Annotated in this window: 14 protein-coding genes and 1 pseudogene; 10 read left to right on the top strand and 5 right to left on the bottom strand. The window is 40.6% G+C overall.

Annotated features, from left to right (window positions below):
* Positions 1–11: 11 nt before the first annotated feature.
* Complete coding sequence (locus K0H59_RS11495) at positions 12–866, top strand: LysR family transcriptional regulator (RefSeq protein WP_220053199.1); 855 nt, start codon at positions 12–14, stop codon at positions 864–866.
* A 1,181-nt stretch (positions 867–2,047) separates the two neighbouring features.
* Here K0H59_RS11495 and K0H59_RS11490 read toward each other — a convergent pair.
* The gene (locus K0H59_RS11490) at positions 2,048–2,971 is read right to left on the bottom strand and encodes an IS5 family transposase (RefSeq protein ID WP_220053198.1); all 924 of its coding nucleotides are present in this window, start codon (positions 2,969–2,971) and stop codon (positions 2,048–2,050) included.
* Between the two features lie 409 nt (positions 2,972–3,380).
* Between K0H59_RS11490 and K0H59_RS11485 the strand changes: the two genes are divergently transcribed.
* The 8 genes from K0H59_RS11485 (at position 3,381) to K0H59_RS11445 (ending at position 9,768) form a co-directional block, all read left to right on the top strand.
* Positions 3,381–4,181, top strand: coding sequence for a hypothetical protein (locus K0H59_RS11485; RefSeq protein WP_220053197.1), 801 nt, complete (start codon positions 3,381–3,383; stop codon positions 4,179–4,181).
* A gap of 100 nt (positions 4,182–4,281) precedes the next feature.
* Positions 4,282–4,521 (top strand): hypothetical protein, encoded by a 240-nt coding sequence (locus K0H59_RS11480; RefSeq protein WP_220053196.1) that lies wholly within the window; start codon positions 4,282–4,284, stop codon positions 4,519–4,521.
* Positions 4,522–4,632: 111 nt separating this feature from the next.
* Entirely contained in the window at positions 4,633–4,962 is a 330-nt protein-coding gene (locus K0H59_RS11475; protein WP_220053195.1) for a hypothetical protein, read from the top strand.
* Positions 4,963–5,075: 113 nt separating this feature from the next.
* Complete coding sequence (locus K0H59_RS11470; RefSeq protein ID WP_220053194.1) at positions 5,076–5,900, top strand: hypothetical protein; 825 nt, start codon at positions 5,076–5,078, stop codon at positions 5,898–5,900.
* A gap of 165 nt (positions 5,901–6,065) precedes the next feature.
* The gene (locus tag K0H59_RS11460; protein WP_220053192.1) at positions 6,066–7,532 is read left to right on the top strand and encodes a DUF5677 domain-containing protein; all 1,467 of its coding nucleotides are present in this window, start codon (positions 6,066–6,068) and stop codon (positions 7,530–7,532) included.
* 161 nt (positions 7,533–7,693) lie between these two features.
* Complete coding sequence (locus K0H59_RS11455; RefSeq protein WP_258405836.1) at positions 7,694–8,272, top strand: hypothetical protein; 579 nt, start codon at positions 7,694–7,696, stop codon at positions 8,270–8,272.
* 119 nt (positions 8,273–8,391) lie between these two features.
* On the top strand, positions 8,392–9,132 hold the full coding sequence (locus tag K0H59_RS11450) for an HNH endonuclease (RefSeq protein WP_220053191.1): 741 nt from the start codon (positions 8,392–8,394) through the stop codon (positions 9,130–9,132).
* 30 nt (positions 9,133–9,162) lie between these two features.
* Complete coding sequence (locus K0H59_RS11445) at positions 9,163–9,768, top strand: hypothetical protein (protein ID WP_220053190.1); 606 nt, start codon at positions 9,163–9,165, stop codon at positions 9,766–9,768.
* Positions 9,769–10,049: 281 nt separating this feature from the next.
* On the opposite strand, the gene K0H59_RS11440 is transcribed toward K0H59_RS11445, so the two are convergent.
* Complete coding sequence (locus K0H59_RS11440; RefSeq protein ID WP_220053189.1) at positions 10,050–11,465, bottom strand: DEAD/DEAH box helicase; 1,416 nt, start codon at positions 11,463–11,465, stop codon at positions 10,050–10,052.
* Positions 11,466–11,469: 4 nt separating this feature from the next.
* On the bottom strand, positions 11,470–12,009 hold the full coding sequence (locus K0H59_RS11435; protein WP_220053188.1) for a response regulator: 540 nt from the start codon (positions 12,007–12,009) through the stop codon (positions 11,470–11,472).
* 133 nt (positions 12,010–12,142) lie between these two features.
* Here K0H59_RS11435 and K0H59_RS11430 point away from each other — a divergent pair.
* Positions 12,143–12,343: pseudogene (locus K0H59_RS11430) on the top strand (helix-turn-helix domain-containing protein); the annotation flags it as partial.
* Positions 12,344–12,563: 220 nt separating this feature from the next.
* Here K0H59_RS11430 and K0H59_RS11425 read toward each other — a convergent pair.
* Entirely contained in the window at positions 12,564–12,842 is a 279-nt protein-coding gene (locus tag K0H59_RS11425; protein ID WP_220053187.1) for a hypothetical protein, read from the bottom strand.
* A 51-nt stretch (positions 12,843–12,893) separates the two neighbouring features.
* Entirely contained in the window at positions 12,894–13,316 is a 423-nt protein-coding gene (locus K0H59_RS11420) for a hypothetical protein (protein WP_220053186.1), read from the bottom strand.
* Positions 13,317–13,320: the final 4 nt, after the last annotated feature.

The following is a 13,320-nucleotide window of genomic DNA, read 5'->3' as shown; positions in this document are numbered from 1 at the left end:
TATTGAGAGACATGGCGCTATTCGTGGAAGTGTGCAAAGTAATGAGCTTTCGCAAAGCGGCGGATGCTTTAGACATGCCAAGCTCAACGCTTTCCCGCAGAATAAGTCATTTAGAAAAAGAAGTTGGATTGCGCTTATTGCATCGCACCACCAGAAAAGTGGATCTGACAGAAGCCGGATTACTTTACTTCCAGCGCTGTAAACGTATTGTCGATGAAGCCAATTTAGCCCACGAACAACTTGGTGAAATGCTTGAACACCCCACAGGGACAATCAGAGCGTCCGTTCCTGTCGACTTTGCCATCATCTACATCGCGCCCTTGCTTGAAGAATTCGGTGCTATTTACCCGGGCATTAACGTCGAATTTGATATGACGCCGCGTAATGCAGACCTGATTTCAGAGCATATAGACTTAGCCATCCGTATGGGGCAACCACCGGATTCAACACTAATCGCCAGAAAAATTACCAGTTTTACCAGCCAATTGTTTGCGTCACCTGCTTACCTTAAACGATGCGGTCAGCCAAAACATCCATCGGAACTCATCGGGCATGACGGCATAGCATTTCCAAAGACAAGTCACTGGGATTTGAGAAATGGCAAACAAGACATTCGGGCTGAATTTGGCGGTCGCTATCGGGCCAACAACGTGGGCATGATGAAACGCTTAGCAACGTTAAATCACGGCATTATTCTATTGCCGCAAACCTCGGTAATAGAAGAATTAGCCCAAGGGAAATTAGTCGGATTATTACCAGGATGGACCGGTGCGAGTTTACCTGTTTACGCATTGACTGAAACCAGACTATTGCCCGCAAAAGTTCGGGTTTTCATCGATTTCTTACAGAAAAAACTTGGTAAATAATTAAATTTACTAGAGTAATTTACAGCATTAAAAAGCGGACCATATGATGTACGCTATTCGCTCATGAACAACAGCCTTGTGGCTTTTTATTCTTCGGGGTAGACCTTTTCTTTAAAGTACATTTATATTTACTAAAAATGCATTCTCTTTGGGTGATGAATGAGTGTGCGTCTAGCTATAACAGGCTCTATGGGTGGTTAATTTGCTTATAATTCATTACAAATATTTTAATTTTTGTATAGATGTTCTCTTTTTGACTCGAAATTATAGAAAATATAGTCTGATATACTTTACAAAAAACAATAACAAATGAACCCAATGCTCAATCTAACTTTTTAGTTTAAAAGACTAGCAAGGCATGGTTTAGCTGTCTATAGCCACTGATTTTCTAGATACCTTTTAGTTCGATTAGGGGGCTTGGCGGTTTACTCCAACAAGCTTCTCCCTCAAACGTGCCAGAGAAAACTTTAGACTCACATGTTAATAACTCGGTTGGCCTAGTCTTGGTAATGTTACAAAGTGACTAATGTATTGGTGGTTATTCATAACTGGTATCAAAGATGTTTATGGAATTGAGAACCTTAAGATTGTATTTTTATTTGTTTACAGAACCACGCACTCATGCTGGTTTTGACCCCTAACGGAGCTAGCGAGCCAAACTATACAAAAATCTTGCGCAAAGCCTCGGTGTAACTAACGAGAAAAATGAACCAGAACTGCTAGTAAAGCTGACTTAGGCATAGTAAATCTTAAAGTTAGGGATGATTAGTATATTTTTATTTTTCCTATGGCTTTTTGATCTAGATTTTGGTTGAGGATATAAAGGCTTAGCGCCACTCAATACATGCTCAGCATAAACCAACTGTCGCCTCTTCTTTTCCTCTACTAACTTGTCATATCCCATACATCTACCTACTTAAATGTCAATGCTGTTAAGCATAGATTAGCTCTCGCATGTAGAAATTACACTATAAAAATGGTTATGGTTTATGAGCTATCAAGTGGAGTTGCTCTTTGAGCTGATGGAGGATGTCACTGATTTACTACTAACTGGCTGTGCTCAGCTTGGGATATGTTATAAAAACGAGAATTCCCATCGCGAGATTGTCACTTACACACTAGGTGAGGCTTTGTTTCCTAAATCGACTCAGCGAACAAAGCCCCTCATAATTGTTCAAATATCAAACTACATAGTGAGTTTCAGGCATACCTAGCCCTGTGAGCTTGTTCAACGCCCTTATCATCACGTAAGTTTCTCCTACCTGACCGTTATAATTTCGCAAGCTTAATCTGCCACCTAGTAGTTGTTTCACCCTGTACATGGCAGTTTCTGAGATTGACCGACGATGATACCCATAGCGCTTCTTCCACTGTTTATTTGAACCATGAAGTTGTTGCCAACTGACTGCTAAGTTACGTGGATGTCCTGGTTCCCAGAGTGCGGCACCTTCCCTCGGTGGAATGAGTACTAAAGCGCGTTTTCTAAGAACGGCATCGTGACAGGCTCTTGTGTCGTAAGCACCATCACCTGAGATAATGCGGATTTTTCGATGGGTTTGTTTGAGCAAATTCGGCATGACTTCAGCGTCGGTCACATTTGATAAGCTGAGTTCTGCACCAATGATCTCGTGAGTATGTGTATCAACGGCAATGAGTAGTTTACGCCACACTCGGCGTTTGCCATCTGTACCATGTTTCTTCACTTTCCACTCACCTTCGCCGTAAACCTTTAAGCCTGTGGAGTCAATTGCCAAGTGCTCGATGATGCCGCAAGTCTTGGTTTTAAAAGCAATATTGACCGTTTTTGCGCGTTTGCTGATGCAAGTGTAATGTGGACACATTAGCGGAATGCCACCCAATTTAAACACCGAGTTAATGAAACCTTGCAGCGCTCGCAGTGGCATAGAGAAAACACGTTTAACCATCAGCGCAGTGGTAATGGCTAAGTCGCTAAACACGCGAGGGCGACCTTTCCCAGGTTGCTCTGCATTGGCCTTCCACTGGGCAATAGAGCCTTCATCAATCCAGAAGGTAAGTGAGCCACGATTGATTAAAGCTTGATTGTATTGCTTCCAGTTGGTTGTTTTATAACGAGGTTTTGGCACGGTTGAGGGGGTAGTTGATAGGCTGTGTCGATCAGATCAGCGGCTACTGCTTTAGTTCAACCGATTTAGGAAACAAAGCCATGTTTGGCCTTACCAGAAATCGGCTAATAATGTATGGCTATACAGTCATATTTAAATTTAGATACTTTGGAGTGATTTTAAGACAATATCAGTGCGCACTAATTCCATCCGCAATAAATAAAGCTCTATAAAATCAGGTGAATATAGTAACTGAATTTTAGTTAATAGGTTTGGAAAACGCGCATGCGTGTTTTTCCAGATGGTGTATTTAGCAGAATGCTGATAAGTTCATTACATACAGATAGTTAACTGTGCGCGTTTTCACTAGTCTGACGAGATAAACGCGCATGCGCACTAATAACATGTTATGTGAAAACAAGGACCACCTATGAGTCACAATAAACCCTTTCATAGAAATTACAGAGCCATGATTCAAAGTTCTAATTCTGGCTACAGTGATTGGGCTTACATTGTTGACCAAGACTACGCAGTCGCTCGAGAGCATTACACTAGAGCTTTCAAGATAATCCAGACTGATTTAATAAAATGCTTCGAATTTATTGAGCCTGCTGACAACAATGTTAACGCCTATTCCTTCAGAACTCATGAACTACTCATGAGGGCCTGTATGGAGGTCGAGGCTAATTTCAAAGCAATACTAAAAGAGAATATATTTAATCCTGTGTATGCTAGTGGCAACAAAGCTGGCCAGCCGAGGCCTGATAAAAAATGGAATATTCTTGATTATAAGAAAATAAATAAAACACATAGGCTTTCATCCTATGTTGTACATATTCCCATTTGGTCAGGGTCACATGGTGTAATAAAGCCATTTAGTGAATGGAGCAGTGGTGATTCTCTATCTTGGTACCAAGCCTACAATAAATCAAAGCATGATCGGCATAACGAATTTCATCATGCGAACTTCCAAAACATGATTACTGCAATATCTGGCCTTCTAGTGTTGCTCTCTTCTCAGTTTCGTACTGAATCTTTTACTCCAGGCGAAGTGGCAAGCCTTGGTGTAGGCGTCGATAGCTATTACGATACGGAGCCAGCTTTGGGAGGCTTTTTTCATATTGAGTTTCCCAACGATTGGCCAGAAACGGATAAATATGATTTCGATTGGTCAGTTTTAAAACAGCAATCACAGAAATTCAATAAAATTGACTATGATGCAATCACATAACAAGGCCATCAAAAATCGCTCCACTACGTTCCGCTGGACCTCCTTACGCTGCGCTCCAGTCGGCCCTTTATGGCGGCGTTAGGTAACCAAGGAAATATAGGTGCATATTGTCATAACTGAGAAGGAAGTGGTTATTACTAAACAGGATTACCAATCGTTCCGAGAAATTCAAAACGACTTCTTTGATTACGTCACCTCACTTGGTCCGTGGTCATCGGAGGAAATAGTTGATTACCTTGAAATTGAGTATCCAAACATTTTACCTCCTGCAAAAGAACAAGTAGATGCACTTATTAAGTCAGAGCATTTTGAAGTTGCCTTAAAAGGGCTTGGTGAATAAGGTTACCTAACAAGTTACTCAAAAGGACGCAAAACGCTTGGCTTGCGCTCCTTCGTCGCTAATTTTAGCCAAGCATTTATGCGTCCATTAGTAAGGCGTTAGAGCACTCGCATGAAAGCACGTAGATACTTAACAATTTTGATTAGCTTGTTTTTACTAGGCTGTGCAAATAAACAAGTAAATTTTGATACCGGAACTGGCTTTGCGTGCTTTGATGAACCCAAATGGCCAAACGACAAAAAGCAGTACTATCTATGCGTGTTTGAGTTAAATGCTATTAGCCCGCACTATTCAAAAAGTGACCGAATGGTTCTAGTAAATAAATTCATAGAAAAGATCGGTAAAGAATGTACTGTATCAGAAGGTCAAGAAATGGTTGATCCAAAAGCTGAGACTGACCGCGTTATGTTTTTAATGGTGCATCATGTTCGATGCAATTAGCCCGTGCTCAAACAAGCGCCATCAAAACGCCGCTTCGCGGCTCGACTCGCAACACGTTGCTCGCGTTTGTGGCGGGCGTTATAAATCCTACTCAACATTGGGTGTAATTAAATATGAGTAATGAATTAACGATGTCTTTTTTGACTGCACTGCTTGTTTTAGTAGGTATTGCTCAGATTAGAATGCTGTTTAGCCAAAAGCATCAAAATCAACTTGCTTTACTTCAGGATTATAGAAACAGGTGGTGGGGCTTAAAAAAACAATGGGCGAGAACTGTGTATGTTGGACGAGGAGAAAAGGACTATTATCAAGTCGCAGACCAAGCTCAACTTACAGAATTAGAGCAATTAAAAGGGGATTATTCTTTAAGTGCGCCTACAGTATGGGCACTAGAGTCAGTGCGAGGAGTATCTAATATATTTAGTGATATCTGTATACGTATTCTTCAAGGGCACTTAGACATCAAAGATGTATATCCGATATTTGGCAGTGAGTTACTGCGACAAGGTCGTCCACTAAGAGTACTTCTCGATGTTTACTACCCTCAAGATCATGACCCAATGGAGAGCAGAGCGCATAGAGGAATTAGGAGGGAAGTGCAAGATTGGTTGGTTTATCATGACGGAATAAGACGACGCTGCTTGATATTGATTGATCTCTTATGGGCAGAAGGCGTTCGTCTTGGTGATATATGCCCTACTGACATAAAAAAAGCAGCTATAGCTAAAGTCCATACAGCTAACAAAATAAATAATAGATTGGGTGAGGAAACACGAAAAGTTAATGGCTCGATATCTCTCATCAGAATAGTGAAACTTAAAAGTCATTTAAAAAATGCTCAGTATCGCAAAGGCTTTTGGGAGAACGGGCTTGATGAGGTCGAGTTAGATGAACGTGAAAAAAAGTGGGAAGCAATGCTAATTAGAGAGAGTGTCTGATCAGATTTATAACAAACTGTTTAAGAGTGATTCGCAACGCGTGGCATTTTTACTATGCGTTAGGTTTAGTGGTTAAGGTGGTATGCGGGAGCTACAGTATTGCGTTGCTCACATCTTAACAGGGCGTTAGCTATCTAGGTGATTAATCTTAGTATTAGGTGTGTTATGGCTGGAAATAAAAAAACACGAAAAAAGAAACCGTCAAAAAGTGGTAAGAATAGAACGGCTCTGCTCGATCATAAAAAAGTAGGTTCTGAATTACAGCCAGGTTTTGCACAATTAGGCGATAAAATGACGTTCTCTTCTTGGTCTAATGAGCGTCTTCCCGAAATGTTGTGGGTAGCGATTATCCGCGTTATTCAAGACCAAGATTCGGCAATCGTTGAGTTTAGAAGGATTATTACATTTGTTTCGGAGCATTCGGAAAAAGAGAAACTATCAGACCTCTCTATTACAGGGATTTCAAAGTTAGATGAAGAGCTACGGAATGAGTTTTTGGCTTTTCTATTGTCGAATCCCCAAACAGCATCAGCCTTAACTGTTTTAAAGTTGTTTAAAAACTTGCCAGCTAAAGAGTCTTGGCTGAGATTTTTGCCACCTATTGAACCAGATCTTAATATTCTGATGACTGCAATTGGTATGTGTTTACCTCATCAATCTCAAGAGGCTACCGATTGTCGTTGGTTCAAGTTAATGTTAGTGGTTGTGGGTGGCAAATTTCGTGCACCAAGAGAAATGGTTGAACCTTGGATTAACTATCCTTATGAGGGAGATCAACGAAGTGTTCGCCCATCTATCCGTTCGTGTGAAATGGCTACCAATTCGATAGTCGAGCAAGAATTAACATGGTCAAACGATTTTTGGGCTGAATCATGGGAAAACACTCCTTGTTTAGAATTAATTCCAGAAAGTGACACTAATTCCGAAGAACGTTGTTGTGATTTAAATGAGATCCATAAGCTCAGAGGCGAGTTGGAAACACACTGGGAAGAAACTCACTCTACAACTGGAGTCGATGCTAAGCACGACGGCGTTTTTGGTATGGCATTTTACGCGCTATCGATATTGAGTGAGATAGTCTCGGTTGGAGTTAGCACTGGAATTCTTGCAAGGTTAGGACTGAGAACCATTTTAGAAACACATATCAGTCTTAGATATTTGATTCAAAAAAATGACGATCAGCTTTGGGCTAAATGGAGAACTTACGGAGCTGGTCAAGCCAAACTGAACGCCTTGAAATTTGATGAGCTTATAGAGCCGCCAAAATTTATTAATACTGAAACGTTAGAGTCTATTGCAGGTGAAGACTTGTGGGAAGAGTTCATCAATATCGAACTTGGTAGTTGGAGTGGTTCTGACCTCAGAAAATTGAGTGATCAGGCAGGGTTAAAGTCCTCTTATGACCAATTTTATTCTTGGTCATCTACATATTCGCACGGGACTTGGGGCGCTATCAGGGAGGTTTGCTTCCACACATGTGGTAATCCACTACACCGCTTACATAGATACCCTAAGGAGTCGACACTGCCCGATACTCTTCAGGATGCATGTATGTTAGTCAACGAAATACTAAACGACTTAAGTGTAGTGTACCCAACATTTAGTCCTCGTTTACTGGGAGAAGACAGCTAACAAAGCATTCAAGAGAGACAGTCAACGCTTGGCAGTTTTGGTTTGGCTGAGTATTTGAGGTTACGGTTGGTTAATTTGAGCGCAGTGGTTTGCGTTGCCAGCCCCTTAATGCGGCGTTAGCTTTCCTAATATAGCTTTGAATTTATAAATCGAGGTAGTTTGTGGAAGAAAGAAATGTAATGATTAATTACTTGATCAATGAATACTTTAACGGCGATTTAGATCAAGCAAGTGATCTAACAGGATATACAAAAACACAGTTACACGATTGGATAACTGGTGTTAAACATCCACAAAAACAGACAGTTGAATTTATTATGCATAAATTATTTGTGCCAGAATTCAAAGTTATTGTCGAATACGCAGAATTTGAACCAAAGGGTGACGTTAGACCTCAGTTAAGAAATCTATTCAAAGGTTATGAGGATAGAATGGGAATTTATGCGTTTTATGATGCATTTGCGAATTTGATTTATGTCGGTAAGGCTACTAGATTACTCGATGAATGCTATTCAGCGATTCGGAGAGATGTACCTGTAAAGTTTCCTACTGGTGTAAAAAAATCACCAGAAAAACGTCATGAAGTTGTACGTTACATTTCAGCTTATGATGTAGGTGATACACAATGGGTTGACTACCCCAAGCATGTGGAATCATTAATATTACGTATTTCAAAACCGATTTTAAATAAGCAAATTGGGTATCTAGAAAAAGCCTTCCCTTTTGACAATGAAAGCTAACAAGCCAGTGCAATTGACGCATTTAATCACTGCTGTTGCGGTTTTAAATTTTTATACGCTTTATTTATGTGTTCTGCGCAATTGACTGGAGCGTTATGCTCAATTGAGACCCTAATTAGATGGAAACTACCGAAGCGGCTTTTACCACGGCGAAAAAAGTATTTAATGGAGAGCTTTCTCAAACTGAAGGTGCTCGCCAGTTAAACGCAGGGCATGGAATAAATCTTAATTCCGCAAAAATTATGATAACCGTGTACGGGAAGTTGGTAAAAGGGCTGGAATTCAAGCGTGCGTTAAGCGCACCTGACATGAGTTATTACTTAGCTCGAATCATGTGCGAGGGTGGCAGTAACGCGTTGACAAAACCTGTCGAAGCATTGTGGAGGCACATAACTTACTACGAAGCAAGAAATAACGTCACGCTTAAATCGCTTCGTGATTTGCATTCATCCTACTCAGCAATTGAGAAAGGCTCCTCCAGCCTGGATAGTCTAAATGAATCTTTTGATGCCGAAGTCAAGAAGGCATTAAGTACACCTAAAGACGAGCGTCAAAAGCGAATTGCTGAATCAAGTGCAGTGCCTAAAACCAAATCAGTCCTCGTCAAAGTATATGAGCGCAATCCTTATGTGGTGGCAGAGGTGCTTACACGAGCAAATGGTGTATGCGAAAGCTGCAATAGTGCCGCTCCTTTTATAAGAAAAAAAGATGATAGTCCATATTTGGAGGTTCATCATAAAACTAGACTTGCTGACGGTGGAGAAGATACTGTGGAAAATGCAGTTGCGCTGTGCCCAAATTGTCACCGAGATCTGCACTTTGGTAAGCATAACAAAGCATTGCACCGGACAAGCTGGTGAACGCGGCGTTATAAATACGGAGAATATGACGTGACAGAAATTGAACAAGAAGAATTAGAGCGTAGAGCGTCAGTTATTTTGGAGTTTGGTGGTGTTCAGCCGATGCACAATCCGTTTTATACATTTTCAGTTCGATATTCAGCTGAGCGTGCAATTGTTGCGTTTATTCAGTATGACTACTTGCTTACTCAAACAGATGATGCATCAACACTAATTAGTGAAGTGCAAGAGGCTATTGTTCATGTTGGTGCATTATCAAGATATTTTTGGCCATCGCCGGGAGGGCACAAGAAAGATAAGCAACAGCGTAATCTGAGGCTTAAAAGAGGCGAATACTTAAAGAAACTTTATAAACTTACCGACAACTCGCCTTTAGCTGACCGAGAGCTAAGAAACGCATGGGAACATTTTGATGAAAAATTAGATACTTACTTGTTAACTCAAGAAGCAGGCTATTTTTTTCCAACACCTATAATAGGTTCACATGAGTTAGCAGATGATCCTGTTGGAAATATCTTTAAACTACTTGACCCAGATGCTGAGTGCTTAGTTTTATTAGGTAAAAAGTTTTTCTTCTCGCCATTACGTAAAGAAGTAGAGCGACTATTTCCAGATATAGTGAAAGAGTATTTATAACAATCACCTCAAGAGGGACTGTCAACGTATGGCGTTTCCAGTCCCAATGAGCCGCGGTGGTTATGGTTGTTGTGTTTGATTTTAGTGTTATGCGTTGCCAGCCCCTTAGGCGGGCGTTAATCCATAGAAATTTTTATCCGAAATTCAACTGATACAACCGATGACCTAACACGCTTTTGTCCCAAAGCTTTCTAGTTGTGAATCACTTTGAACTTTATGGTTTCACCATAAAGTTCAAAGTGTCGAGAAAAGTGGTTGAACTATAATTCAGATATTATGACTTAAAACGGTGAGTTAAACGTTGAGACAACTTTTTCTCTAAAACCACCTAAAAGTTCAAATGATAATGATGTTGGTGTACCTAAAATATGCCGCGATGAAAGCTCTATAGAATATGATGGTGTCTGTGTATCGATTGACAGCCTGCCAATATTGAGAATATTGCTGTTAGAAGGTGGCATCGTTTTCACTGTCATATTATATTGTTGGGGAAACTCTTGTTTGAGCTTTATCTCAATGGGCTCGCTAAATATCACTGGGATATCAGGTATTTCTTCTGCTATGCGACTGGCAAATTCTACAAGTTTTGGTTCAGCAAAGGTGTATAGCCAAGCTTGCTGATTAAGTGAATCGTTAGTGCGTAAAATACGACCTAAAACCTGTCTAAAGTAAAGCTCAGTTTTTACTCGACTAAGGTGGCAACAAACCTGCAGGCGAGGGATATCAGTTCCCTCACTTATCATGCCTACACTCACGATCCAGTTAGTTGTGCTGTTTCTGAATTCATTTATCTTGGTAGATGGATCATCTTCTTTGTAGGTAACTATTTGAGCTGTCTCATTAAACGCTACTTTGAGTGTGTTTAAGATATCTGCAGCGTGCGATACAGATGATGCGACAATAAGTCCGGCTGCATTAGGATTGCACTGTTTTATGGCTTTTAACTTGTTTGTTGCTAACGTTAAGATATATTGAATCGCCTCATGATTCTCAATGATAGACTGATAAGAGATTGATGAGTTTTTCAGTAGCTCATCCAAAGAGCGATAAGTCTTTGTTTCGTTTTCTTCGTTTGTAACTGCAATTTTGTCGTTATCAATTAGTACAATATGAGGGCTGCGACATACATCATCGGTAACGGCTTCCTTAAGGCCGTAGACGTAGTCACACTGAATCTGGTTATCTGGCCCTCTGTATCGGGATAAAACAATAGGTGCTTGGTCAGAGCGCCAAGGCGTGCCCGTTAGCGCTAGGGTGTACTGCGCTTGGGCCTGTATGTTGAGTAGGATTTCTTCCCCCCATGCGTTTGCATCTTCAAGAGAGCTCCCTGCGCAATGATGGATCTCATCAAAGATGACGAGAACTCGATTTTTTATCAATAATTGCCAAAAATCCGCTTTAAAAGCCAACATTCCTTGGTAAGTATAAGAGCAACCAACTGAACCTATCACACCATCAAATCGGCACTCCAGACGATTAGAAAATGTCTGTTTCAACCCTTGAGAGATATTTACTGATGGAGAAAAGCACAACACAAAATCGATTTGATCATCCTCGAATAGCTTTGCAGCAAGTTCCGCAGCCATAATTGATTTGCCAGAACCAGGTGTTGCTAAGCAAAGGAAATGTTTATGCGCACCATTAAAGTGCCTTAGAGCGCGTTCGACACACTCAGATTGCCATTTTCTAAGTTGCATTGAGTTACTTTTGTTGATGGGTAATAGCTGATTTAATGGCTTTTATTTGACCAAGCAATTTTGAGCTCGTTTCGCGAGCCAACAAATACTGAGATTCGAGATGGGCTTTCATTTCAGGGAAGGATTGGTATAAGCGCATATACTCTTCCGATTCACCAATGCTCGTTAGTAAATCGATTTCGGACTGCTTGAGCCGTTCTTCTAATTGTCTAATAGTATTATGCTTTTGCTTATTTGTGAGTGTAGCCACTACGGATTCAGATTTTTTCGGGCCTTGCAGGATGAAATTCACTTGGAAAAAATTCGCCGTCTTTTGATAAGTCGTTTCGTTCGATTGTGGGTCCACCTTTTTATCTAATAGCCCCTTTTTCACAAATCTGTGGACCTGTTGATAAATGAAATTGTAAGTCTTACTGACTGTTATACAGCTAGTCGAAGCTGAAAGATAAGCATCGCGTAAACTTTTAATTTGAAAATTGTTGAAGCTCTCTTCCTGGAGAATGGTATGCAAAATTGGGCATAATTTGATTGAGACTTTAGACATGACTTTCTCGCAAGAGGCTGTTTAGTGCTCCATCTAGGCATTAGAGGAGCATTGTTTGCAAAGAATGCGGATTATAATCAGTGGCATTATAAGCCGCAACTTTGGATAGTCTTTCTCTTTAACGAGATGAAAAATGAAAGACTTAGCAATCCAATTTGGGGCTAAATTATGAGAAGAACGTAAACGGTGAGGCATTCCTCAAGGAAAAATTGCGCTACTAACTGAGATAGACCGCAGTTATATGGGGCGAATAGAGCGTGGAGAGGTAAAAATCACGCTTGAAAAGGCATATCTGTTGGCAGAAGCCTTGAGTTGCGACATAAGGTCACTCTTGCAATTGCATATCTTAAATTCTTGCCATGTGAGATTTGTCGCTCCAGTTCTGTTAGCACTCTGGTGTGCCTAGTAAACTTTCGAGCGAGCCCTGTTTGCTTATTTCAGTCGCTTTTTGAGTTTGTGTGGCTTCAGGGGGATTACCCAAGTCTAGGTGCTTTTACTTTAGTCAGCCTTTGCCTTTAATCTGGCGTGTGCAGTGGTCTTAGATAAAAATCGACTCAATACGAACAATCTAGGATCAGTCTTTTGAACAAGTGACTTCCAGGGTAAAGTGAAAACGATTCACCTGCTTGCCTCAACACTCCAGATTCTAACCATGCAGCTATGATTTCCTTATAAATTGGAGACAATTGTTCTATTGGCGTGCTATCAGCGGTTCCCATTCCAGCATAGTAACCTAAGTGTAAGGTGTAATCTTCCTGGGAAATTAACAAGTAAGGGGAGCTAATCTCTTCTTTAGTCCAACTTCTAATTTTATCAATTTCAAATTGACTCATAGTTAACTCATCCAATTAAATGTACAAACATTTAAAAGCTACATGTGATTTTTACTTAGTGCTACTTTCAACGTCTCGTAAGGTCTTTTGAAACACATCCATGACACTTGGGTTGGTTTTGCCAATGCTGGATAATTTTTGAATGAAAGCCTGAAGTTTGCCAATCTCTGAGCTCGCTACCGCAAGCTGTGCTTCGAGTTGGATCACCTTTTGCGCTAATTCCACGTCTTTCTGTAAATAAGAAATCAGTTCCTTATTATCAGGCGAAACAGGCTTACCTCTTAAAACTTGCTTTTTTTGCTTGTATTCGTGCTTGATATTAGCGTATTTGTCGAGCGTTTGCCTCGTGGTGGCAATACCTAAACTGGATTCAATTTTTGTGACTAACAAGTCCCAGGTTAATTTCCCTTCCCAGCTTCGAATGAGGGCTTGTATGGTAATTTGCTGTTCAGTTTCGAGTGATTTAAGTGCCATATTG

This window comes from Shewanella sp. FJAT-51649 (assembly GCF_019457435.1).
Lineage (GTDB): Bacteria > Pseudomonadota > Gammaproteobacteria > Enterobacterales > Shewanellaceae > Shewanella > Shewanella mangrovisoli.
The sequence above is the reverse complement of the archived record's forward strand: the minus strand, read 5'-3'. Positions and strand labels throughout refer to the sequence as shown.

What these genes read in the sequence shown, in the direction of transcription:
- K0H59_RS11435 (WP_220053188.1), bottom strand. Translation starts at nt 12,009, where the DNA reads ATGTCTAAAGTCTCAATCAAATTATGCCCAATTTTGCATACCATTCTC.
- K0H59_RS11440 (WP_220053189.1), bottom strand. Translation starts at nt 11,465, where the DNA reads ATGCAACTTAGAAAATGGCAATCTGAGTGTGTCGAACGCGCTCTAAGG.
- K0H59_RS11470 (WP_220053194.1), top strand. Translation starts at nt 5,076, where the DNA reads ATGAGTAATGAATTAACGATGTCTTTTTTGACTGCACTGCTTGTTTTA.
- K0H59_RS11450 (WP_220053191.1), top strand. Translation starts at nt 8,392, where the DNA reads ATGGAAACTACCGAAGCGGCTTTTACCACGGCGAAAAAAGTATTTAAT.
- K0H59_RS11475 (WP_220053195.1), top strand. Translation starts at nt 4,633, where the DNA reads ATGAAAGCACGTAGATACTTAACAATTTTGATTAGCTTGTTTTTACTA.
- K0H59_RS11485 (WP_220053197.1), top strand. Translation starts at nt 3,381, where the DNA reads ATGAGTCACAATAAACCCTTTCATAGAAATTACAGAGCCATGATTCAA.
- K0H59_RS11460 (WP_220053192.1), top strand. Translation starts at nt 6,066, where the DNA reads ATGGCTGGAAATAAAAAAACACGAAAAAAGAAACCGTCAAAAAGTGGT.
- K0H59_RS11420 (WP_220053186.1), bottom strand. Translation starts at nt 13,316, where the DNA reads ATGGCACTTAAATCACTCGAAACTGAACAGCAAATTACCATACAAGCC.
- K0H59_RS11425 (WP_220053187.1), bottom strand. Translation starts at nt 12,842, where the DNA reads ATGAGTCAATTTGAAATTGATAAAATTAGAAGTTGGACTAAAGAAGAG.
- K0H59_RS11495 (WP_220053199.1), top strand. Translation starts at nt 12, where the DNA reads ATGGCGCTATTCGTGGAAGTGTGCAAAGTAATGAGCTTTCGCAAAGCG.